Origin of the sequence: Vibrio sp. M60_M70, from assembly GCF_037162085.1 — a bacterium.
Classification (GTDB): Bacteria; Pseudomonadota; Gammaproteobacteria; order Enterobacterales; family Vibrionaceae; genus Vibrio; species Vibrio diabolicus.
The window spans coordinates 3,069,430-3,092,364 of the sequence record NZ_JARLUL010000001.1 but is presented as its reverse complement, the minus strand read 5'-3'; the positions used below and the strand labels follow the sequence as shown (position 1 = coordinate 3,092,364).

Genomic DNA, 22,935 nt, shown 5'->3' with positions numbered 1-22,935 from the left:
TACAGTATAACGTCATATCAAATGATGGAGCTTTCTAATGGCGTGGAATGAGCCTGGAAATAACAACGGCAACAATGGCCGCGATAATGACCCTTGGGGTAATAATAATCGTGGTGGCCAGCGTCCTGGTGGCCGAGATCAAGGTCCGCCAGATTTAGATGAAGTGTTCAATAAACTGAGTCAAAAACTGGGTGGCAAGTTTGGTAAAAAAGGCGGCGGTGGTTCTCCAATCGGCGGCGGTGGTGGTAGTGCAATTGGCTTTGGCGTGATTGCTCTTATTGCTGTTGCAGTTTGGTTCTTCGCTGGTTTTTACACCATCGGTGAAGCAGAGCGTGGTGTTGTGCTGCGTTTAGGTAAATACGATCGTATCGTAGACCCAGGCCTTAACTGGCGCCCTCGTTTTATTGATGAATACGAAGCGGTAAACGTACAAGCGATTCGTTCACTACGTGCATCTGGTCTAATGCTGACTAAAGATGAAAACGTCGTAACAGTCGCGATGGATGTTCAGTACCGAGTGACTGACCCGTACAAATACTTGTACCGTGTAACCAATGCAGACGATAGCTTGCGTCAAGCAACGGATTCTGCACTACGTGCAGTAATTGGTGACTCATTGATGGATAGCATTCTAACCAGTGGTCGTCAGCAAATTCGTCAAACTACGCAAGAAACACTGAACCAAATCATTGATAGCTATGATATGGGTCTGGTACTTGTTGACGTAAACTTCCAGTCTGCGCGTCCACCAGAGCAAGTGAAAGATGCGTTTGATGATGCAATCGCAGCTCGTGAGGATGAAGAGCGTTTCATCCGTGAAGCTGAAGCATACAAGAACGAAATCTTGCCGAAGGCAACGGGTCGTGCTGAACGTTTGAAGAAAGAAGCGCAAGGTTACAATGAACGTGTCACTAACGAGGCTCTTGGCCAGGTAGCACAGTTCGAAAAACTACTACCAGAATACCAAGCGGCACCAGGTGTAACGCGTGACCGTCTGTACATTGACGCAATGGAAGAAGTGTACTCAAGCACTTCGAAAGTGTTGATTGATTCTGAATCAAGCGGCAATCTTCTGTACCTTCCAATAGATAAGTTGGCGGGCCAAGAAGGTCAGGCAGACACAAAACGTAAATCGAAGTCATCTTCAACCTACGATCAAATTCAACTGGAGTCTGAGCGTACACAAGAAGACACTTCGAACACGCAGTCTCGTTCAACAGGTTCACGTCAAGGGAGATACTAAGAATGCGTAAGTTAATGATCCCTGTATTGGTAATCGCACTGGCATTAATGTTGATGTCTTTGTTTGTGATTCCTGAAGGTGAGCGCGGTATCGTGGTTCGATTTGGTCGTGTTCTTAAAGACAACAACGACATCACTCGAATTTACGAGCCTGGTTTGCATTTCAAGATGCCTCTGTTTGACCGTGTGAAACAACTTGATGCACGTATCCAAACGATGGATGGCCGTGCAGACCGTTTCGTAACGTCTGAGAAAAAAGACGTTATTATTGATACCTACGTGAAGTGGCGTATTGAAGACTTTGGTCGTTACTACCTAGCGACAGGCGGTGGTAATTCGCTAACGGCGGAGGCACTACTTGAGCGTAAAGTAACGGATGTGCTTCGTTCTGAAATCGGTGCTCGTGAAATCAAACAGATTGTATCTGGTCCACGTAACGATGATGTACTACCAGAAGATGCAAGTGCAGATGTTGTCGCAACTGAAGCGGCACGTGAAGCGCTTGAGATTGATGGTGAACGTGACCTAATTATGTCTGAAGTATTGAAAGACACGCGTGAAAGCGCGATGAAAGACTTGGGTGTTCGTGTTGTTGATTTCCGCATGAAGAAAATCAACCTGCCTGATGAAATCAGTGAGTCTATCTACCGTCGTATGCGTGCAGAGCGTGAGTCTGTGGCTCGTAAGCACCGTTCTCAAGGTCGTGAGAAAGCGGAAGTTATTCGTGCTCAAGCTGAGCTAGAAGTGGCAACCATTCTAGCTGAAGCTGATAAGACTGCTCGTGTAACACGAGGTGAAGCGGATGCTGAAGCTGCGAAGATTTATGCTGAAGCATACAACAAAGACCCTGAATTCTTTAGCTTCCTACGTTCGCTACGTGCGTATGAGAAGTCCTTCAGTTCTAAGAGCGATATCCTGGTACTTGATCCGAAGAGTGAGTTCTTCCAATACATGAACCAGTCGAAGGGCGGTATGGAGAAATAATCTCAGCGTCAAATGAAACAAAAGGCTCCTTAGGGAGCCTTTTTTGTATCTGATGCTAAGTGCTAGCTCATCATTATGGCGATTACGGCTCCAGCAACTACTAGGCAGCCACCGATGCGTCGTAGCTGATTGTTGGGCTGTTCACTTAATTGAGCCACCATATTCCGCCAACCGTTTGGAGCAATGAGTGGTCCAATGCCTTCCACGATCAAGACGAGCCCAATCGCCAACCATATGGATTCAGACATACCGCTTTCCAGTCGAATAAAGAAAACTAAATACTATCAGTGATATGCTGATTTCAAAATGAGCAAAGCAGCAAGATGACATTCTGGTAGCAACTCTGTGAACAAAAAATGACTGCAAGAAGCGTGATTCGGTGCTAGAATCCATTTTTAACTAGCAATCAGACTTGGAAAGATGGGAAATAACGTAGTCGTTCTAGGCACCCAATGGGGTGACGAAGGTAAAGGTAAAATCGTAGACCTTTTAACTGAAGATGCAAAATACGTGGTACGCTACCAAGGCGGTCACAACGCAGGTCATACTCTCGTAATTGACGGTGAAAAAACCGTTCTTCACTTAATTCCATCAGGTATCCTTCGCGATAACGTAAAATGTGTTATCGGTAACGGTGTTGTACTATCACCTGAAGCTCTACTTAAAGAAATGAAACCTCTTGAAGAGCGCGGTATTCCAGTACGCGAGCGTCTTTTCATTTCTGAAGCATGTCCGCTAATTCTTCCTTACCACGTTGCAATGGACCAAGCTCGCGAAATCGCTCGCGGTAAAAAAGCTATCGGTACAACAGGTCGTGGTATCGGTCCAGCATACGAAGATAAAGTTGCTCGTCGCGGTCTACGCGTTGGCGACCTATTCGATATGGAATCGTTCGCTGAGAAGCTAAAAGAAGTCATGGAGTTCCATAACTTCCAACTCGTTAACTTCTACAAAGCTGAACCAGTAAGCTACGAAGCTGTGCTTGAAGAAGCAAAAGGCTACGCAGAGCTACTTACTTCAATGGTTATCGACGTAACTGACGAACTAGACGCAGCACGTAAGCGCGGCGATAAGATCATGTTCGAAGGTGCACAAGGTACGCTACTTGATATCGACCACGGTACTTACCCATACGTAACGTCTTCTAACACGACTGCTGGTGGTGTTGCTGCAGGTTCAGGTTTTGGTCCTCGTCACATCGGTTACATCTTGGGTATCGCGAAAGCGTACTGTACTCGCGTTGGTGCAGGTCCATTCCCGACTGAACTATACGACGGTCTAGATAAGCAAGATCCAATTGGTAAGCATTTAGGTGAAGTTGGCCACGAGTTCGGTGCGACAACTGGTCGTCTACGTCGTACTGGTTGGTTCGATGCTGTTGCTATGCGTCGTGCAATCCAAATCAACTCTGTATCTGGTTTTTGTCTAACTAAACTAGACGTACTAGATGGTCTAGAAGAGCTAAAAATCTGTACTGGTTACAAGATGGAAGATGGCTCTGTGCTAGAAGTTTCTCCGATGGCTGCTGAAGCATTCGAAAAAGCGACGCCAATCTACGAAACTATGCCTGGTTGGTCTGAGAACACATTCGGTGCTAAAGCGCTAGAAGATCTACCACAAGCGGCTCTTAACTACATCAAGCGTATTGAAGAGCTAACAGGTGTGCCTGTAGATATCATTTCAACAGGTCCTGACCGTAACGAAACTATCATCAAGGTTCATCCATTCGAAGCTTAATTGATAGTCGTTAAAGATTGCAAAAGCCGACCTTCTGGTCGGCTTTTTTGTATCTGAACAAAAAACGGCAGTGATTCTCATATGGCAAATTTTTGCCGCTGAGTCTAAGTCAGAGGCAAAAATTGTCTAAAGCTTAACTGGCTTTTGCCGATAAGGTTATCAAGCAGAGGAGATCCTTCATCGATCTTTGGTTTCTTAGATACCTTAAAGAGTACGTTTATGAAGTTACGAACAGTGGCTGCTTCACTATTATTGACCTTGGTAGCTACCACAGCGAAAGCCAATGTTGCTGATGTGGGGGCGCCAGTTCCTATCTACACCGAAGCAGAGCTGATAAAGCTTATTGAGCAAAATAAGCACTTACAACGTGTGCGCGCTGATAACTGCCAGCTGGTGGAGGATATCGTTGCTCGTGCGACTCGAATTAACTTGCCCGCTTATGAATTTCTGTACGGCGACATGTTGGCGTGGGGTGTGTGTGTCGAGCAAGATGTCGAACTGGGCCTTTACTACATCGAAAATGCAGCACATCAGGGATTACCTGCCGCGCTAGAGCAGATTGGCCGATACTATTCGCGTGGCACTTTAGTGCAGCAAGATAAAGAGCGAGCAATTCCTTACTTGCGAGAAGCCGCCTCAATGGGAAACCTAAATGCGCGTATTCATTTAGCCGAATTGCTCCTGCGTGATTACGGCAGCCCACTTGATTACGAAGATGCGTATCGTTGGTTATATAACTCTGTCACAGCAGATAAGCGGCAGCATAAGCGCATCACTGTATTGAGAAACGGCCTTGAACAGCGCATGCCACAAAACGTTATTGCTCGAGCTAAAAGGCGAGACACCTTTTGGTAACGTCCTATCAAGGCAAACAACTTCATACAACAAAGCCCACATAATGTGGGCTTTGTTGTTTCCCGAAGAGTAATCTTGAGCGATTAAACGACTTTGTGTGGACCGAAGCATTCGTAATGGAATTGCTCTTGTGGTACGCCAAGTTCTAATAGTTGTTTCGCTACGTGCTGCATGAACCCGACAGGGCCACAGAAGTACACCTGCACGTTATCTTGCTTTAATGCGGCTTCAATTTCATACAGATTGACAAAACCCTTGAAGTGGAAGTCTTCACCTAGCTTGTCTTCTGCCGTTGGGTGGTTATACCAAATGAGCGCGTTCATGTTTTCTTTCGCCGCGACTAGTTGGTTCACGTGTTGCTTGAAAGCATGCTGTTGACCATTTTCTGTTGCATGAACCCAAGTTACAGGTGCTTGATGTGCTGAGAGACTTTCTAGCATGGACAGCGTTGGCGTAAGTCCTACACCTGCAGAAATTAGAACAACGGGTGTTTGTGGTTCGGCATCCATAAAGAAATCACCGGCAGGGGCGGCAAGCTGCACTTTTTCGCCAATGTTCAGGCTATCGTGCAGGAAGTTCGATACTTTTCCGCCTTCTTCACGTTTTACTGAGATACGGTAGGTGTTCTCTTGGACCGCAGAAGATAGGCTATATTGGCGAATTTCTTGGTTTTCTAACTGGTCACTGTTGATATAGATGCCAAGATATTGTCCCGGTTTATACGGTGCCACTTTTTGGCCATCGGTTGGTTTAAACACAAAGCTGCAAATGTGTTCGCTCTCGATTTGTTTATCGACTAATTCAAATTCGCGTAGACCGCGCCAGCCGCCTTCCAAAGCTTCATTTTGTTGGTAAATTTGTTCTTCGCGCTGAATAAATACATTCGCAAGTACGCCGTAAGCCTCAGCCCAAGCATCCAACACTTCTTGACCTGGATTAAATAACTCATCAATCGTCGCAAGTAGATGTTTACCAACGATTTGGTACTGATCTTCTGTGATCAAAAAGCTCGTGTGTTTATGCGCAATTTTTTCTACTGCGCCAAGTAGAGCTGGCAAATTTTCAATATTGGCAGCATAGGCGCAGATGGCGTTGAATAGCGCTTCACGCTGATCGCCGTTACGCTGGTTACTCATATTAAAAATATCTTTCAACTCTGGGTTATGAGTAAACATACGTTCGTAAAAGTGCGCGGTCAGTTTTGGTCCCGTTTCGGCGATAAGTGGTGCGGTCGCTTTGACGATCTCGATGGTTTGATTGCTGAGCATATGGGCTTCCTACTTTAAGTTGTATTTATAATGCATGTTTAAAGTTGTATCTCAAATGTATCTTTCGATCAAGAAAAGATTTACACTTTTATCGATAGCTCAAGTTTGGCGTTTTAGTGTCACCAGCGAGTTATTGAGTCGCACTTTGGGAGAGAATATGCAGTTAACGAGCTTTACTGATTATGCGTTGAGAACCTTAATTTTCTTGGCTTCGTTGCCGGAAGATGAGTTAACTAATATCACTGAAGTGACGGATTTATTTGGTGTGTCACGTAACCATATGGTCAAAGTTATCAACCGTTTAGGGCAACTAGGCTATGTCCACACCGTGCGTGGAAAAAACGGTGGTATTCGGCTGATGAAACCTGCTTCTGAAATCACAGTAGGTGGTGTCGTGCGAGATTTAGAGCCGTTAGATTTGGTCAATTGCGGCGTAGATTTTTGCCATATTACCCCTGCCTGTCGCCTCAAAGATAAATTGGCAAAAGCAAAAAGTGCCTTTTTGGCGGAGCTGGATGATTGCACGATCGAATCCTTGCTGAGCGACAATTCTGAGTTGTTGATCTTACTGGCTCGTCCTTAACTCATTTGCACGTCTAGAGTCGATCTCGATCATTCTTTTTTCAAAGCAATTCTGTAGCTTATCGAGAGACTCAGATATACTAGCCATATACCTTCCTTGCTAGATAGGCGTGCCTATGTCAGACAATATTCCAAACGATCCTTTTGCAGATCGTGAATCCAAAAATTACGAAAATCCAATTCCAAGCCGAGAGTTTATCATCGAGTTTCTAGAGCAAGCGGGCGTTCCAATGAATCGCAATGACTTGTTTGAGGCACTAAAGCTTGAGGGCGAAGAGCAATACGAAGGGTTGCGTCGTCGGCTACGTGCGATGGAGCGAGATGGTCAACTGGTGTTTACCCGCCGTCAGTGCTACGCATTGCCTGAAAAACTTGAAATGGTGAAAGGTTACGTGATTGGTCATCGTGATGGCCACGGTTGGGTGCGTCCAGAAGGCAGCGTCGGCAAGGATGATGATATTCTGTTACCGCACCATCAAATGAAGAACATCATCCACGGTGACTTTGTTTTAGTGCAACCTACAGACAACAGCAAGCGCGGTCGCCGTGAAGGGCGCTTGGTTCGAGTGTTAGAGGAGCGTAATGATCAAATCGTCGGTCGTTTCTTCCTCGAATATGGTTATTCCTATGTTGTCCCTGATGACTCGCGTATCAGCCAAGATATTCTGATCCCAAATGAGCACAAAGCGGGTGCACGCATGGGTAACGTGGTCGTGATTGAAATTACTGATCGTGGCTCACGCTCACGTGGCATGATGGGTAAAGTGGTTGAAGTACTTGGTGAAAACATGGCACCAGGTATGGAAACGCAAATTGCGATTCGTACACACCAAATCCCTCACGAGTGGCCAGAGGCCGTCGATAAACAAATCGAAGACTTAGGCGAAGAAGTACCAGAAGAAGCCAAAGTTGGTCGTGTGGATCTACGAGAGTTACCACTTGTGACCATTGACGGCGAAGACGCACGAGACTTTGATGATGCTGTTTACTGTGAGAAGAACAAAGAAGGTGGTTGGCGTTTATGGGTAGCGATTGCTGACGTCAGTTACTACGTTCGCCCTGACTCTGCGCTGGATAAAGAAGCCATCAACCGTGGTAACTCGGTGTACTTCCCATCGCAAGTAGTGCCAATGCTACCGGAAGTGCTATCAAATGGTTTGTGTTCACTTAACCCACAAGTTGATCGCTTGTGTATGGTGTGCGAAATGACCATCTCAGAGACGGGTAAACTATCGGGCTACAAGCACTACGAAGCCGTGATGAACTCGCACGCTCGTCTCACATATAGCAAAGTGAGCGCGATTCTAGAAGGGGATGAAGAACTACGTGAGCGCTACCAGCCGCTTGTTTCTCATCTAGAAGAGCTGCACAAGATGTACAAAGTGCTGAAAGATGCACGAGATCAACGCGGTGCAATCGAATTTGAAACCGTTGAAACCAAGTTTATCTTCAATGCGGAACGTAAAATCGAAAGCATTGAGCCAGTGATTCGTAATGACGCGCACAAGATCATCGAAGAATGTATGATTTTAGCCAACATTGCTTCGGCATCTCTGGTAGAAAAAGCGAAAGAGCCTGCGCTCTATCGTATCCACGAATCTCCAGGTGAATTACGCCTGCAAGGTTTCCGTGACTTCTTAAGTGAACTTGGTCTTGAGCTAAAAGGTGGTCTAGAGCCTTCACCAACGGACTATGCTGATCTCGCACGTCAAATCTCTGGGCGTCAAGATCAAGAGTTGATTCAAACTATGCTGCTGCGCTCAATGAAGCAAGCGGTATACAACGCAGATAACGCGGGGCACTTTGGATTGGCACTGAAACGCTATGCGCACTTTACGTCGCCAATTCGTCGTTACCCTGACCTGTTACTTCACCGTGCAATCAAGTATCTGATTGCTAAAGAAGAAGGTCGTAATCAAGATCGCTGGACACCAACGGGTGGCTACCATTACTCGTTCGATGATATGGACTTTTACGGTGAACAATGTTCGATGACAGAGCGCCGTGCGGACGATGCAACACGTGATGTTGCGGATTGGTTGAAGTGTGAATACATGCAAGATCACGTCGGTGACGAACTAGACGGCGTGATTGCTAATGTCACTAGCTTTGGCTTCTTTGTACGTTTAACGGATTTGCACATCGATGGTTTGGTGCATATTTCTACCCTTGCGAACGACTACTATCAATTTGACCCTATTGGTCAACGACTTATTGGTGAAAGTTTCGGTAACATCTATCGCTTAGGTGATGCAGTAAAAGTAAAAGTACTGGCTGTTAACCTCGATGATAAGCAAATTGACTTTGAATTGGTCGAAACAAGTCGTAAGCTACGCGGTGAAGGTAAGACTGCGAAGAAACGCGCAGCGGAAGCAAAACGCAAAGCGAAAGATAAAAAACGCGCTGCGACTCGCTCTTCATCGAAAGAAGGTGGCGCGCCTCGCGCAGTTCCTGCGATAGAGCCAACTAAGCGTCCAGAAGAAACGGGCGCAGTGAGTAAGCGCAATGGCCCCAAACGTGATGACGCCGAAGGCAAAAAGAAGCCTAAAGTGAAAAAAGCACGTAAAAAAAGCCACACAGTAAGCCGAAGAAAACCAAGCGCCCTAAAAAAGAAGCGTAGTAGGCTGAAGCGCCAGCTCAGTTCAAACTCGGCTGGCGCAGGCAATACGACCCGAACAACAGGTTAAACAATGAGTAACGAATTTATCTACGGCATTCACGCAGTGAAAGCGGTATTGGAGCGCGAACCAGAGCGTTTTATCGAGGCATACGTTTTAAAAGGTCGTCAAGATGATCGCCTGATGCCAATCCTAAATGATCTTCAGGTTTGTGGTGTCTCTATTCAACAAATGACGCGTAAAACTCTGGATGATAAAGCGCGTGGTGCAAATCACCAAGGCATCATTGCTCGCGTAAAACCAGCAAAACAACTGAACGAGAACGACATTGATGACACCTTAGCGCAGCATGAATCACCGCTACTGTTAGTGCTGGATGGTGTGACGGACCCGCACAACCTTGGTGCGTGTTTGCGTAACGCAGATGCGGCAGGCGCTGCGGCGATCATCGTACCGAAAGATCGTTCTGCACCAATGAATGCAACGGTAAGTAAAGTAGCATGTGGCGCTGCAGAGGTTGTACCTTTGATTCGTGTAACCAACCTTGCACGTACAATGCGTACGCTACAGGAAAAAGGGATTTGGTTTGTGGGTACGGCTGGTGAAGCTACGCACGACATTTATCAAGCTAAGCTTACTGGTCCTCTTGCTATCGTGATGGGTGCTGAAGGTGATGGTATGCGTCGTCTTACTCGCGAAACCTGCGATGATTTAATTAAGATCCCTATGGCAGGCAGTGTATCAAGCTTGAACGTATCAGTGGCTTCTGGTATCTGTTTGTTTGAAGCGGTTCGTCAGCGTTTGGCTGCCCAAAAATAAGGCGAGCACACTAAGCGTCGCTGAGTGTGACACTGAGTGACATCAAGATTAAGCACACAGGATGGGGAACCATCCTGTGTTATTTTAGCTAGGGAATTTATGACCCAACAAGATATTAAATTGATTGCTTTTGATCTGGATGGAACACTGCTTGATAGCGTGCCAGATCTTGCCGTAGCGGCCGATCAAACAGTTCAGGCGTTAGGCTATCCTTCTGTATCAGAAGAGCAGGTGCGTGATTACGTTGGTAATGGTGCTGATATATTGATTGGACGTGCATTAAGCCAAAGCATAACCATCAGCAGTGATTTGAGTGATGAGCTGCGTGCTAAAGCGCGTGAGCTGTTTGATGAATACTACAAGCAAAGCGGCCATAAGCTAAGTCACCTTTATCCAACAGTAAAAGAGACGCTTGAAGAGCTACACCAAGCTGGTTTTACGATGGCGATTGTGACGAACAAGCCCTCGAAATTCGTACCAGAAATTCTAGAGCAGCATGACATCGCCAAGTACTTCGTAGACGTATTAGGTGGTGACGCGTTTCCAGAGAAAAAACCAAACCCGGTGGCGCTGAACTGGCTAATGGAAAAGCACCAGGTAAAACCAGCAGAGATGTTGATGGTTGGGGATTCGAAAAACGATATCTTGGCGGCGAAAAATGCGGGTTGTGCTTCATTTGGTTTAACTTACGGTTATAACCATGGCGAGCCCATTTCAGCTTCGAACCCTGACGTAGTGGCGAACCGCCTCGCGGAATTACTGGAAGTCGTCGCTGTTTCTGCATAACGGCAACAAAAGATCTTCCAAAATACTTGTTAATGAGTACACTGAGTAAACCGTGCGCTAAAAGCCGCACGGTTTTTCATTTTAATTAGATTAAGAAGTCAAAGGAATCATTCTAATGAGCAAACCCATTGTATTGAGTGGTGTTCAACCGTCAGGTGAACTAAGTATCGGTAACTACTTGGGTGCTCTACGTCAATGGCAGCAGATGCAAGACGATTATGATTGCCAATACTGTGTAGTAGACCTTCATGCGATTACGGTTCGTCAGGATCCTAAAGCCCTACATGAAGCGACATTAGACGCACTGGCAATTTGTCTGGCAGTTGGTGTTGATCCGAAGAAGAGCACGCTATTTGTTCAGTCACACGTACCAGAGCATGCTCAACTTGGTTGGCTTCTTAACTGTTACACGCAAATGGGTGAGCTGAGCCGTATGACTCAGTTTAAAGACAAATCGGCACGTTACGCGAATGACGTAAACGTGGGTCTGTTTGATTACCCTGTGTTGATGGCAGCAGATATTTTGCTTTACGGCGCACACCAAGTACCAGTTGGTAGCGATCAGAAACAGCACCTTGAGTTAGCACGTGATATCGCAACGCGTTTCAACAACATCTACTCACCAGAAAGTCCGATTTTTACCGTTCCTGAGCCGTACATTCCAACAGTCAATGCACGTGTGATGAGTCTTCAAGACGCGACGAAGAAAATGTCGAAGTCAGATGATAACCGTAAGAACGTGATTACTCTGCTTGAAGAGCCAAAGTCGATCATCAAGAAGATCAACAAGGCGCAAACAGACACCGAAACCCCACCAAGCATTCGCCATGATATCGAGAACAAAGCGGGTATCGCGAACCTAATGGGACTTTACTCTGCGGCGACAGGAATGAGCTTTGAAGAGATCGAAGCCAAGTACAAAGGCGTAGAAATGTATGGTCCATTTAAGAAAGATGTTGGCGAGGCGGTTGTAGCAATGCTTGAGCCAATTCAAGCAGAATACCATCGTATTCGCGCTGATCGTGCTTACATGGATGAGGTAATGCAGCAAGGTGCAGAAAAAGCATCGGCTCGCGCCGCTGAAACGCTGAAGAAAGCATACAAAGCGGTAGGCTTTGTCGCTCGCCCATAGTTGCTAAGAATAGATTACAAAAAGCTCCACGTTAGTGGAGCTTTTTTTATGCTTTTTACTGGAATGGCGTGTCTTTCATGCAACGTTCCATATCGTAATATTCAACACGTCCTCGAGCACCTAAAAAGGCGGACTTCACCACCATGCCTCTATCAATGAAGTAACTGAGCTGCACGCATGATATATCGTAGCTAAGTTCTTTAATTCTCGCTGGGATCCAGTAGGTTCCTGGTGTTCTTAGACGCTGGGTAAAAGTAATAACACCCTCGTCACTGACCTCTAACTCTTCAATTCCATCCAGCTCATTTTTGGCTGATTCGATGATGTTTTGATTCGCGGTAGGTTGAAGTGGCTCACTGGCGGTCAATTGACATCCCGTTATCAAGCCAAGTAAGAAGAGAGCTAGCGCACTACGTTGAATTTTTTTCATTTATCGTTCCTGGGTTTACAGCTAATGAGATCTTAATGTCTCGCGCAGGTGTTATATCTTTTGTGTATGAATTTGGCTAGTGAATAAGGAGAAGTTATTGAGCAAATGATGAAAATTTTGAAGTATGAGGGTCATGCGTAAGAAAAAGCCGAGCGAATAATAGGTGACTTAAGTTTAGACATGGCTATAAAAATGAAAATCAAAGCTTTCTAAATTAGTGATTAATTATATTTTCATTTATAACAAAGTGAGCTTGGTTAATAAGCCACTTCACGAGCGATGTATTTTCTACTCCTTAACATGAAGTGAAAAAATAAACTGAGTAATTAATCTAAATTTTGATTTGTTTATCAATAGCGTTCTGTATTTATTACAAAAAATGTTTGAATGGGATGTTCTGGCATATTTTCTTACATTCACATGTGATTCATTTCACGGCTTTAATTGCTCATTCTTATTTATTTCATAAATAAACCTGATAGTAGACGCAAATGGTAGGCTCTGATCAGAGCTAAGTTTGCATTTACATAAATATCAGGTATGACAATGGACACGTTAATCAAACCCTCAATACTCGCACTAACCATCGCCAGTGCACTTAGCGCAAACGCGAACGCAGAGATTATTATTTCCCAGTATGTGGAAGGCGGCGCTTATAATAAAGCGGTCGAGATCGCCAATACAGGTGATACTCCGGTGACACTCACAGGCTATGAATTAGCAAAATCTTCGAATGGTGGCGGCTCGTGGGGCAGCACTCTTGATCTTAGTGACGTAACGTTACAAGCGAAGCAAGTGTATGTGCTTGCTCATGGCGATGCGAGCGAAGCAATAAAGGCGGTTGCGGATTACACTGATAAAAATGTAGCGAACTTTAACGGCGACGATCCGTTGGCACTTCTTAAAGATGGGGAAGTGCACGATATATTAGGTGTGATGGGGGACGTGGATTTCGCTAAAGACACCACGTTAGTTCGTAACAGTGATGCGCTTACACCTTCAAATACCTACCAATCCACTCAGTGGACAGCCTTACCTAAAGATAATATTGATGGTTTAGGAGAATTAAATACAACTGAGCCACCTGCGCCATTTGCTTGTGAAGTAGATGGACAAGAACCAGCCTTTACCACCATCCAAGAGATTCAAGGTGAAGGTGCTTCTTCTCCATTTATTGATGGCTACCCTTACATCACGACCGAAGATCACTTCGTAACTGGTGTGGTCAGTGCTGTAACAACAGGCTTAACTAAAGGCTTCTACCTGCAAGCACTTGAGAATGATGGCAACGACAAGACATCTGAAGGTTTGTTTATTCACACCGATGTTGCCGATACAGAGCTGAAAGCTGGTGATGTTGTTTGTGTGAAAGGGAAAGTACAAGAGTACTACAGCAACACTCAGCTTTCTTCTGATGCAAGCAGTTATGTAAAAACAGGCACATCAAACGCCTCTTTGGTTACTCCGTTAACGATTAAGGAAGGGGAAACACTACGTGATGCACTAGAGCGTCATGAAGGTATGCAAGTTGAGCTCAGCTCGGCTAGCGAACTTTTCGTTACTCGTAACTTTTCTTACGATTATGACTCTCGACGCAACAACATGATGTTGTCTCATGAAGCACCGTTGTTTAAGCCGACTCAATTGCATGCAGCAGAGAGTGACGCTGCGGTTGCCCTTGCCAAAGAGAATGCCGCCAACCGTATTTACTTGGAATCGGATAGCAAAGCGCCAAATGGTCAAATCCCATATTTCCCAACGTTTGCACAAGATCTTGACCAAAATGGCTCTTCAGAGCAGCATATTCGCCTAGGCTCTCGTGTCGAAGGCCTGCAAGGTGTTGTGGCTTACAGCTACAACGAGTACCGCCTAATTGCGACCAATGAAGTTGATAGCAGCAACTTTGTCACGTCAGGTGATGACTTTGACGTTGCGCGTAAAGCGGCGCCAGCCATAGCCGATTCTGATTTACGAGTAGCGAGCTTCAACGTTCTTAACTACTTCACTTCAGTTGCTGACAGCGGGCACGACAACCCAACCGGGCAAAATCGTGGCGCGACAAACCTTGATGAGTTCTTGATCCAGCAAGCGAAAATCGTTTCAGCGATGAATAAGATGGATGCGGACATCATTGGCTTGATGGAAGTAGAAAACAACGGCTTTGGTGATGGTAGCGCTATCCAAAACTTGGTTGATGCTTTAAACGCTGAGATTGATGACGTGGAAGATCATTACACGTATGTCGAAATCGAAGAGCAAGACAAATACCAAGAGGAATACTTTGGCAGTGATGCGATCATGGTGGCGATCTTATATCGTGCTAACGCAGTAACGCCAAAAGACGCTGCAAAAGTGATCATCACGCCAGAGCAGCACATTGCAGAAAACACAATTACTCGTAAAGAGGGCACAGAAAGTAACCCTGCTTACGACAAATATCAACGCCATAGCTTATTACAGACCTTTACAGTGAAAGAGACTGGCGACGATCTTTCAGTGGTCGTGAACCACTTTAAATCGAAAGGTTCTGAATGTATTGAAGAGTGGATTGCTGGTGTAGAAGACTCAGAACCCGCGGATCTGCAAGGTAACTGCAACAACTTCCGTGTTTCTGCTGCGAAAGTCGTTGGTGAAGCGCTGAAAGATATTGATGGCGATGTGCTCGTCATGGGCGATTTGAACGCTTACGGCAAAGAAGATCCGTTACTGACCCTCACTGATTACTCACAAGAGAAATACGGCCGTGATATCTACACTGCCGCTTACACAACTATTGGTGGCGGTGAGCTTCAAGTAGAGAAAACCAAGATTGAAAAAGGCTACGGTCTGCACAATTTAAACACCTTGCTGCATGGCGCTGATACGTTCTCGTACACCTATTCAGGTGAGTTGGGGAACTTGGACCATGCATTGGCAAGCAGCAGTTTAGCGCAAAAAGTGGTGGCGATTGAAGATTGGCACATCAACTCCCTAGAAAGTAACTTGTTTGAATACAGCAGCAAATACACGGGTGACATGCCGAAGTACAAAGATGCGTTCTCAGCGTCTGATCATGATCCAGTGATTATTGCTATTGATTTGCCAGATGATGATATCGATTTACCGAAAGCGGGTGAAAACTTAGCTATTGATGTACGTCTACCACCAACTGCGGTTGCGGGCGATATTGTGACAGTAAACTTAACAGCATCCACACAAGCGGCCGCGACAAGCAGTGATGCAAAAGTTTACTCGGCTAGCCAAACCTTGACTCAAACTGACATTGACGCACGCAGCGTGAATATTGAGTTTGAACAAGCGCCAGAACAAGGTAATTACCAGTTAGAAGAGAAAGTGACAGACTCGACAGGCAACGTCGTTAAGTTTAGCTCTGTTCGTGATGTCTCAATGACGCAAACCGAAACGGGTGCAGAAGGTTCGAAGGATTCAGATGGTGGTTCGTTTGGTTTTGGCGCGCTACTCGCGATGCTTGGGCTTGGCTTACTACGTCGCCGTAACTAAGCCAGCTGTCTCCTAAAATACAGCTGTAAAGACCAAAGGCCAGCCGATGCTGGCCTTTTTATTGCACAAAGACTTGCCTTTCTAGTTTGGTGTTGCAAAATACCGCCCTTAATTGTCGCAAACCAGACAATCATCTCTTAAGTCTTGCCTAAACGGATTGGAGCAGCTGACACTCTATGTTGTTGATCATCGATAACTACGATTCTTTCACTTACAACCTCTACCAATACTTTTGCGAGCTTGGTGCAGACGTAAAAGTCGTGCGTAACGATGAAATCGACATTCAAGGGATTGAAGCGTTGAACCCAACTCACTTGGTGATCTCACCTGGACCGTGTACGCCAAACGAGGCAGGTATCTCTCTACAAGCTATAGAATACTTCGCTGGTAAGCTTCCAATATTGGGTGTTTGCCTTGGTCATCAAGCGATAGCGCAAGTGTTTGGTGGGGAAGTCGTGCGCGCCCGACAAGTGATGCATGGGAAAACGTCACCTATTCGTCACAATGGTCGCAGTGTGTTTAAAAACCTGAATAACCCACTCACCGTAACCCGTTATCACTCTCTCGTGGTGAAAAACGGTACGTTACCCGATGTGTTTGAACTGACCGCATGGACTGAGCTGCCGGATGGAAGTATGGACGAAATCATGGGTTACCAACATAAAACTCTGCCAATTGACGCAGTGCAGTTTCACCCAGAATCGATCAAAACAGAGCAAGGTCACGAGTTGCTCGCGAACTTTTTAGCACGTAAAGCGATCTGATCGCGATCACTTTTCTTAACAAATCATTCATCTTTTTGCCGAGGTGAGTGGATTGCAAAACTATGCGGTTCATTCTGGCCTCTTTGTCTATTCATGTCTTTTTAAACCTTCTATCCCCTGTATTACATAACATTTATAAAAAATCGCTTCTCTATTTTACTTTCTTGATGCATAAATAGTCATAAGCAGTGATTAATGGAAGTTGCTTTCGAGAACGAAAAGAATAAATCACTATTGAAATGGTTAATTAAATGTAAATACAATGCCGCAATAGCTTAAATGCAAAACATTATTTGCTGGCAAAGAGCGCCGGTTAAATTCGCTTATCTGCTACGCATGCGGTATCAAGAAGGAATGTGCAATGACAACGGAAATTAAAGTAGAGCGCGGTTTATTCGATGAGGTAATGGTACCTTGCTATAACCCGATGGAAATGATCCCTGTTAAAGGTGAAGGTTCACGTGTTTGGGATCAGGAAGGTAATGAATATATCGACTTTGCTGGTGGTATTGCAGTGAGCTGTCTTGGCCATTGTCATCCAGTAATGGTAAACGCATTAACAGAGCAAGCTAACAAGCTTTGGCACTTAAGTAACGTGATGACGAACGAACCAGCACTTCGTCTGGCGAAAAAGCTAACAGAAGTGAGCTTTGCTGAGCGCGTATTCTTTGCTAACTCTGGCGCAGAAGCGAACGAAGCGGCACTTAAGCTGGCACGTCGTTACGCTGCTGACGTACATGGTGCTGAGAAATCAGAAATCATCGCATTCAAACAAGGTTTCCACGGTCGTACGTTCTTTACCGTAACGGTTGGTGGTCAAGCGGCTTACTCTGACGGTTTTGGTCCTAAGCCTGGTGACGTTACCCACTTACCTTACAATGATATCGAAGCACTACAGGCACACATGTCTGATCGCACATGTGCGGTGATGATGGAGCCGCTACAAGGTGAAGGCGGTATCGTGCCACCAACGCCTGAGTTTGCTCAAGCAGTACGTGAGCTGTGTGACAAACACAACGCGCTACTGATCTTCGATGAAGTGCAAACCGGTAATGGTCGTACAGGTAACTTCTACGCTTACCAAGGTTTAGGTATTACACCTGATATTCTAAGCACCGCGAAATCACTTGGTGGCGGTTTCCCAATCGGTGCAATGCTTACTACTGCAAAATTAGCAGAGCACATGAAAGTCGGTACGCACGGTTCAACATACGGCGGTAACCCACTCGCGTGTGCTGTAGCAGAAGCAGTTGTGAACGAAGTTACTAAGCCTGAAGTGTTGGCTGGTGTGCTAGAACGCGAAGCGATGTTCCGCGAAGGTCTAGAGAAGATCAACGCGAAGTACAACATCTTCTCAGAAGTTCGTGGTCAAGGCCTATTGCTTGGCGCTGCACTGAATGAAGAATGGCAAGGCCGCGCACGTGATGTTCTCGTCGCTGCAGGCAAACAAGGTCTAATGGTATTGGTTGCGGGTGCCAATGTCGTACGTTTCACACCATCACTCGTTATCACACAACAAGAAATTGAAGAAGGCTTGGCGAAACTGGATAAAGCGATCGCGACTTTAGTTTAAGCGCGATATCAGTTTCAACGTCAACGCAGACACCCCCGTCAAGGATCTCTGATGGGGGAATTGTTCCTACAATATAGTTAGGATCTTCTTGCATCTGGAGGGAGTATTGATGCTAGTAGTTCGCCCTATCGCGATGTCGGATTATGACGCGCTGCACACTTGTGCGGTGGAGTCTGGTCACGGATTTACATCTCTACCGGTTAACGAAGAACTGTTAACCAATCGAATCAAACACTCAGAGTACAGCTTTGGTAAGCCAGATGTGGCAGAACCAGGTGATGAAGGCTACCTGATGGTCGGCTTTGACTCTGAAACGGGTGAGGTTGCGGGTACCACCGGAATCGAAGCATCTATCGGCTGGGATGTCCCATTTTACTCGTATCACATTAGTAAAGTGGTGCACTCGTCACCAAAGCTTGGCGTCAATAATGTCGTCAAACTGCTTACTTTTGGTAATAACTACACGGGTAACAGCGAAATTTGTACCTTGTTCTTGCGTGAGAAATTCCGCCAAGGTCTGAATGGTCGTCTAATGTCGAAGTGTCGTTTCCTCATGATGGCTGAGCACCCAGAGCGTTTCTCTGAAACGATCTTTGCGGAGATGCGTGGTGTTTCAGACGACGAAGGCAACTCGCCGTTCTGGCAATGGTTACAAGAGCATTTCTTCTCCATCGATTTCACGCTTGCGGATTACCTCACAGGTATCGGCAAGAAAGGCTTTATTGCTGACTTAATGCCGAAGCTGCCTATTTACATCAACCTGTTGAGTCCAGAAGCGCAAGCCGTGATTGGTCAAGTGCATGACAATACTCGCCCAGCATTAAAGCTGCTTGAGCGTGAAGGCTTCACTAACCGTGGCTACGTGGATATTTTCGATGCGGGTCCAACCGTTGAATGTGACTTACGCAATATTGAATCGGTACGTCACTCGTTCCGTGCGCAAGTGAAAATTGCACAACATAGCAGTACGCAAGACTTCTTGATGTGCAACTCATCGTTCGAAAACTTCCGCGCAGCAGTCACCAAAGCGGCGTATGACGCTGAAACACAAAGCGTCATGATCGCACCAGGCGTTGCGGATGCACTTTTGGTTGAGGAAGGGGACTTTGTTCGCCTTCTTCCGCAGTAACAGACGACAGAATTTAAGGATAGAAACAATGACACATTGGATTGCAGGTGAATGGGTACAAGGTCAGGGTGAAGCATTTACGTCTCTGTCGCCTTACAACCAAGAAGTGATCTGGCAAGGCAACGGTGCAACGGCAGAGCAGGTGAATCAAGCGGTATCTGCAGCGCGTGAAGCGTTTATTGACTGGAAAAAACGCCCATTTGCAGAGCGTGAGGCGATCGTGTTGGCTTTTGCTGAGAAAGTAAAAGAGAACAGCGAAAAAATCGCCGAAGTCATTGCCAAAGAAACTGGTAAGCCAATTTGGGAAACGCGCACTGAAGCAGCAGCAATGGCAGGTAAAATTGCAATCTCTATTCGTGCTTACCATGACCGCACCGGTGAAGCGAGCCGTGAAGCGGCGGGCAACCAAATTGTGTTGCGTCATCGCCCACTGGGCGTGATGGCGGTATTTGGGCCATATAACTTCCCTGGTCACCTACCAAATGGTCACATTGTGCCTGCGTTACTAGCGGGTAACACCGTTGTGTTCAAGCCATCCGAGCAAACGCCTTGGACTGGCGAGCTAGCTATGAAACTTTGGGAAGAAGCAGGTCTGCCGAAAGGCGTGATCAACCTTGTCCAAGGTGCGAAAGAAACCGGTATTGCGCTTGCTGATGCGAAAGGCATTGATGGCGTACTGTTCACGGGCAGCGCGAACACGGGGCATGTATTGCACCGTCAATTTGCGGGTCAACCAGGCAAGATGTTAGCACTAGAAATGGGTGGTAATAACCCGATGGTGATCTCTGATAAATACGGTGATTTGGATGCCACGGTGTACACCATCATCCAGTCAGCGTTTATCAGTGCTGGTCAACGTTGTACGTGTGCTCGTCGTTTGTACGTGCCATTGGGTGAGAAAGGTGATGCGCTCATCACGAAACTGGTTGAAGCGACGAAGAATATTCGCGTAGACCAACCATTTGCAGAGCCTGCGCCATTTATGGGGCCGCAAATCTCCGTTGCCGCAGCCAAGTTCATTCTCGATGCACAAGCGAACCTTCAATCACTTGGTGGTGAAAGCTTGATTGAAGCTAAAGCAGGAGAGGCGGCGTTTGTTTCTCCGGGCATTATTGATGTAACGAACATTGCTGAGCTACCAGATGAAGAGTACTTCGGTCCACTTCTGCAAGTGGTGCGTTACGAAGGGCTAGAAAAAGCCGTAGAACTGGCGAACGACACGCGCTTTGGTCTCTCTGCTGGTTTAGTTTCAACTGACGACCAAGAATGGGAATACTTCGTTGACCATATTCGTGCAGGGATCGTGAACCGTAACCGCCAGCTCACTGGTGCAAGTGGTGATGCGCCATTTGGTGGTCCTGGTGCGTCAGGTAACCTACGTCCAAGCGCTTATTACGCAGCAGACTACTGTGCGTACCCGATGGCATCAATGGAAGGTCAAGAGACTATCTTGCCTGCAACATTAAGCCCAGGTGTGGCGCTATAAGTTTTAATAACAGAGTCGCAACCATGTATTGCGGCTCACCTTGCCGGCGAATCATTTAGGTATGGGTTGTAGTGATCGTTGGCAGAACACGGAAAGTGAGCAAAGACTCGGAAAAGCGTGTTGACTGACTGGCATTTACCGTCACAGGTTGATGGCTGCTCGTTCATTATTCTGGACAACTTTTCGTTGTGAACGAGCAGTCAACTTCCGCTTACCTTTTAACTCTACATCTCGTAACAAGGAGTCGTTATGACGCCCGATGTGTTATTTGAATCGCTATGGCAAGATTACATTCAACGTCTTTGCCCTTCTGCTGCGAAAGTACATCAGCTGCTTCAAGAAGATGAGCCTCTGATTAATGATCATATAGCTTTACGTACCTTCAATATTGCGCCTCTTGGTATCGAAACCTTAGCTAAACCATTTGTAGCCATTGGCTATCAGGCATGTGGTGACTACGTTTTCGAAAGTAAAAAGCTGGTTGCTAAACACTATGAGCACCCTGATCCGAAGCAACCGAAAGTCTTTATTAGTGAGCTAAAAGTTGAGGAGTGTTCACCTGAGCTGCAAGAGATTGTGAAAAAGCTGGTGGCACAAGTCGATGCAGGCAAGCTGAACGATAGCGCATTCTTACATGGTGGACGCTTGTGGGATTTAAGCTTTGCTGACTACCAAACGTTGGCTAAAGAAAGTGAGTATGCATCTTGGTTGGCTGCGCATGGTTACGGCGCAAACCACTTCACGGTGAGCGTTAACCAGCTCAATGAATACGAAGAAGTGAAGCAAGTAAACGATCACTTACGTACGGCCGGATTTACCATTAATGAAAACGGCGGGGAAGTGAAGGGCACTCCTGAGGTGCTGCTAGAACAATCATCGACCATGGCGGATAAAGTGGCGGTTCGCTTTAGCGAAGGCACTGAAATTATCCCTGGTGGCTTTTATGAGTTTGCTAAGCGCTACCCGATGGAAAACGGTGAGCTGTACCCAGGTTTTGTGGCGGCTTCAGCGGACAAAATCTTTGAAAGTACGAATGGCTAACTTTTAGGGTTAACCTTTCGGCTAACCAACTTGCTCATTAGTCTTTTGTTGCTCTGAGCTTAATGTGGTTACAAGACAAATAAAAAGCCACCAATGTCGCCATTGGTGGCTTTTATAATTTTGTTCGCGTCACTCTGGTTTGAGATTAACGAGTACCGTAAACCACGATAGTTTTACCGTGCGCAGAGATTAAGTTCTGCTCTTCTAACATTTTCAAGATACGACCTACTGTCTCACGAGAACAGCCAACGATTTGACCGATTTCTTGACGAGTGATCTTGATTTGCATGCCGTCTGGGTGAGTCATTGCGTCTGGTTGTTTTGCAAGGTTCAGAAGCGTCTGAGCGATACGACCAGTTACGTCTAGGAACGCCAGGTCACCCACTTTTTGGCTAGTTACTTGAAGACGACGAGCCATCTGCGCAGAAAGGCGCATTAGGATGTCTGGGTTTACTTGGATAAGCTGACGGAATTTCTTGAAAGAAATTTCAGCAACTTCACAAGGAGATTTAGCACGAACCCAAGCTGTGCGCTCTTGGTCTTCCTCGAATAGACCAAGTTCACCAATAAAGTCTCCTTGGTTTAGGTAAGAAAGGATCATCTCCTTACCTTCTTCGTCTTTAATAAGAACCGCAACAGAACCTTTAACGATGTAGTACAAAGTTTCTGCCTTTTCGCCCGCGTGAATTAGCGTGCTCTTTGAAGGGTACTTATGAATATGACAGTGTGAAAGAAACCACTCTAATGTTGGGTCGGTTTGAGGTTTACCTAGAACCATAATATCTCACTTCCTCTGCAGGGTACGCTTGCGCTATCCATATTTTAGCTAAGCCTGAATTAGGCCTACTAGAATAAGAGCACTTTTTATATGCTGCAAGCTCTCTTGTGTTTCGGTAAGAAATAGTATCCTTTTTCGAAAACGATTTCTTGATTTTAATCGTGCCATGATTGAGATTTTGTAAGCAAAACTGTGCACATGATCACGGTA

The 22,935-nt window shown here is 46.0% G+C and carries 18 protein-coding genes and 1 pseudogene; 15 read left to right on the top strand and 4 right to left on the bottom strand.

The features are described 5' to 3' along the window. Positions 1-37: 37 nt before the first annotated feature. Together hflK and hflC are read left to right on the top strand one after the other, a co-directional pair. Positions 38-1,243, top strand: a complete 1,206-nt coding sequence (gene hflK, locus P4S59_RS14405) for an FtsH protease activity modulator HflK (protein WP_005395374.1) — start codon at positions 38-40, stop codon at positions 1,241-1,243. 2 nt (positions 1,244-1,245) lie between these two features. Then, positions 1,246-2,226, top strand: a complete 981-nt coding sequence (hflC, locus tag P4S59_RS14400; RefSeq protein WP_005395373.1) for a protease modulator HflC — start codon at positions 1,246-1,248, stop codon at positions 2,224-2,226. A gap of 62 nt (positions 2,227-2,288) precedes the next feature. On the opposite strand, the gene P4S59_RS14395 is transcribed toward hflC, so the two are convergent. Further along, complete coding sequence (locus P4S59_RS14395) at positions 2,289-2,474, bottom strand: DUF2065 domain-containing protein (protein ID WP_005381383.1); 186 nt, start codon at positions 2,472-2,474, stop codon at positions 2,289-2,291. Positions 2,475-2,646: 172 nt separating this feature from the next. Between P4S59_RS14395 and P4S59_RS14390 the strand changes: the two genes are divergently transcribed. Together P4S59_RS14390 and motX are read left to right on the top strand one after the other, a co-directional pair. Beyond that, positions 2,647-3,963 carry an adenylosuccinate synthase gene (locus P4S59_RS14390; protein ID WP_005395372.1) on the top strand — a complete coding sequence of 439 codons (1,317 nt, stop codon included), beginning with the start codon at positions 2,647-2,649 and terminating at the stop codon, positions 3,961-3,963. A gap of 219 nt (positions 3,964-4,182) precedes the next feature. Continuing rightward, the gene (gene motX, locus P4S59_RS14385) at positions 4,183-4,818 is read left to right on the top strand and encodes a flagellar protein MotX (RefSeq protein WP_005387944.1); all 636 of its coding nucleotides are present in this window, start codon (positions 4,183-4,185) and stop codon (positions 4,816-4,818) included. 83 nt (positions 4,819-4,901) lie between these two features. Here the strand turns inward: motX and hmpA are convergent, their stop codons facing one another. Continuing rightward, positions 4,902-6,086, bottom strand: coding sequence for an NO-inducible flavohemoprotein (hmpA, locus tag P4S59_RS14380; RefSeq protein ID WP_337168568.1), 1,185 nt, complete (start codon positions 6,084-6,086; stop codon positions 4,902-4,904). 157 nt (positions 6,087-6,243) lie between these two features. On the opposite strand from hmpA, the gene nsrR reads away from it, so the two are divergent. From nsrR to trpS, 5 genes and pseudogenes are all read left to right on the top strand, one after another. Next, positions 6,244-6,669, top strand: coding sequence for a nitric oxide-sensing transcriptional repressor NsrR (gene nsrR, locus P4S59_RS14375; protein ID WP_005387939.1), 426 nt, complete (start codon positions 6,244-6,246; stop codon positions 6,667-6,669). A 115-nt stretch (positions 6,670-6,784) separates the two neighbouring features. Then, a pseudogene (gene rnr, locus P4S59_RS14370) lies at positions 6,785-9,288 on the top strand (ribonuclease R). A 70-nt stretch (positions 9,289-9,358) separates the two neighbouring features. Then, positions 9,359-10,105, top strand: coding sequence for a 23S rRNA (guanosine(2251)-2'-O)-methyltransferase RlmB (rlmB, locus tag P4S59_RS14365; protein ID WP_337168567.1), 747 nt, complete (start codon positions 9,359-9,361; stop codon positions 10,103-10,105). Positions 10,106-10,204: 99 nt separating this feature from the next. After that, entirely contained in the window at positions 10,205-10,891 is a 687-nt protein-coding gene (locus P4S59_RS14360) for a phosphoglycolate phosphatase (RefSeq protein WP_337168566.1), read from the top strand. A gap of 115 nt (positions 10,892-11,006) precedes the next feature. Then, a complete protein-coding gene (gene trpS / locus P4S59_RS14355; RefSeq protein ID WP_053807770.1) occupies positions 11,007-12,023 on the top strand; it encodes a tryptophan--tRNA ligase in 1,017 nt (338 codons plus the stop codon). A gap of 55 nt (positions 12,024-12,078) precedes the next feature. On the opposite strand, the gene P4S59_RS14350 is transcribed toward trpS, so the two are convergent. Further along, complete coding sequence (locus P4S59_RS14350; RefSeq protein WP_012841336.1) at positions 12,079-12,453, bottom strand: hypothetical protein; 375 nt, start codon at positions 12,451-12,453, stop codon at positions 12,079-12,081. A 546-nt stretch (positions 12,454-12,999) separates the two neighbouring features. On the opposite strand from P4S59_RS14350, the gene P4S59_RS14345 reads away from it, so the two are divergent. From P4S59_RS14345 to P4S59_RS14320, 6 genes are all read left to right on the top strand, one after another. Further along, on the top strand, positions 13,000-15,954 hold the full coding sequence (locus tag P4S59_RS14345; RefSeq protein ID WP_337168565.1) for an ExeM/NucH family extracellular endonuclease: 2,955 nt from the start codon (positions 13,000-13,002) through the stop codon (positions 15,952-15,954). A 176-nt stretch (positions 15,955-16,130) separates the two neighbouring features. Then, complete coding sequence (locus P4S59_RS14340) at positions 16,131-16,718, top strand: aminodeoxychorismate/anthranilate synthase component II (protein WP_258658239.1); 588 nt, start codon at positions 16,131-16,133, stop codon at positions 16,716-16,718. Between the two features lie 361 nt (positions 16,719-17,079). Then, entirely contained in the window at positions 17,080-18,291 is a 1,212-nt protein-coding gene (locus P4S59_RS14335; protein ID WP_005397689.1) for an aspartate aminotransferase family protein, read from the top strand. Between the two features lie 109 nt (positions 18,292-18,400). Beyond that, a complete protein-coding gene (gene astA, locus P4S59_RS14330) occupies positions 18,401-19,420 on the top strand; it encodes an arginine N-succinyltransferase (RefSeq protein ID WP_337168564.1) in 1,020 nt (339 codons plus the stop codon). A gap of 28 nt (positions 19,421-19,448) precedes the next feature. Further along, positions 19,449-20,906, top strand: coding sequence for a succinylglutamate-semialdehyde dehydrogenase (gene astD / locus P4S59_RS14325; RefSeq protein ID WP_005397684.1), 1,458 nt, complete (start codon positions 19,449-19,451; stop codon positions 20,904-20,906). A 249-nt stretch (positions 20,907-21,155) separates the two neighbouring features. Further along, the gene (locus tag P4S59_RS14320; protein ID WP_005397681.1) at positions 21,156-21,947 is read left to right on the top strand and encodes a DUF1338 domain-containing protein; all 792 of its coding nucleotides are present in this window, start codon (positions 21,156-21,158) and stop codon (positions 21,945-21,947) included. Positions 21,948-22,092: 145 nt separating this feature from the next. On the opposite strand, the gene crp is transcribed toward P4S59_RS14320, so the two are convergent. Then, complete coding sequence (gene crp, locus P4S59_RS14315) at positions 22,093-22,725, bottom strand: cAMP-activated global transcriptional regulator CRP (RefSeq protein ID WP_005381432.1); 633 nt, start codon at positions 22,723-22,725, stop codon at positions 22,093-22,095. Positions 22,726-22,935 lie beyond the last annotated feature (210 nt).

Bases quoted from the DNA above. Each gene is read 5' to 3' on its own strand.
- hflK (WP_005395374.1), top strand. From the start codon at position 38: ATGGCGTGGAATGAGCCTGGAAATAACAACGGCAACAATGGCCGCGAT.
- hflC (WP_005395373.1), top strand. From the start codon at position 1,246: ATGCGTAAGTTAATGATCCCTGTATTGGTAATCGCACTGGCATTAATG.
- P4S59_RS14395 (WP_005381383.1), bottom strand. From the start codon at position 2,474: ATGTCTGAATCCATATGGTTGGCGATTGGGCTCGTCTTGATCGTGGAA.
- P4S59_RS14390 (WP_005395372.1), top strand. From the start codon at position 2,647: ATGGGAAATAACGTAGTCGTTCTAGGCACCCAATGGGGTGACGAAGGT.
- motX (WP_005387944.1), top strand. From the start codon at position 4,183: ATGAAGTTACGAACAGTGGCTGCTTCACTATTATTGACCTTGGTAGCT.
- hmpA (WP_337168568.1), bottom strand. From the start codon at position 6,086: ATGCTCAGCAATCAAACCATCGAGATCGTCAAAGCGACCGCACCACTT.
- nsrR (WP_005387939.1), top strand. From the start codon at position 6,244: ATGCAGTTAACGAGCTTTACTGATTATGCGTTGAGAACCTTAATTTTC.
- rlmB (WP_337168567.1), top strand. From the start codon at position 9,359: ATGAGTAACGAATTTATCTACGGCATTCACGCAGTGAAAGCGGTATTG.
- P4S59_RS14360 (WP_337168566.1), top strand. From the start codon at position 10,205: ATGACCCAACAAGATATTAAATTGATTGCTTTTGATCTGGATGGAACA.
- trpS (WP_053807770.1), top strand. From the start codon at position 11,007: ATGAGCAAACCCATTGTATTGAGTGGTGTTCAACCGTCAGGTGAACTA.
- P4S59_RS14350 (WP_012841336.1), bottom strand. From the start codon at position 12,453: ATGAAAAAAATTCAACGTAGTGCGCTAGCTCTCTTCTTACTTGGCTTG.
- P4S59_RS14345 (WP_337168565.1), top strand. From the start codon at position 13,000: ATGGACACGTTAATCAAACCCTCAATACTCGCACTAACCATCGCCAGT.
- P4S59_RS14340 (WP_258658239.1), top strand. From the start codon at position 16,131: ATGTTGTTGATCATCGATAACTACGATTCTTTCACTTACAACCTCTAC.
- P4S59_RS14335 (WP_005397689.1), top strand. From the start codon at position 17,080: ATGACAACGGAAATTAAAGTAGAGCGCGGTTTATTCGATGAGGTAATG.
- astA (WP_337168564.1), top strand. From the start codon at position 18,401: ATGCTAGTAGTTCGCCCTATCGCGATGTCGGATTATGACGCGCTGCAC.
- astD (WP_005397684.1), top strand. From the start codon at position 19,449: ATGACACATTGGATTGCAGGTGAATGGGTACAAGGTCAGGGTGAAGCA.
- P4S59_RS14320 (WP_005397681.1), top strand. From the start codon at position 21,156: ATGACGCCCGATGTGTTATTTGAATCGCTATGGCAAGATTACATTCAA.
- crp (WP_005381432.1), bottom strand. From the start codon at position 22,725: ATGGTTCTAGGTAAACCTCAAACCGACCCAACATTAGAGTGGTTTCTT.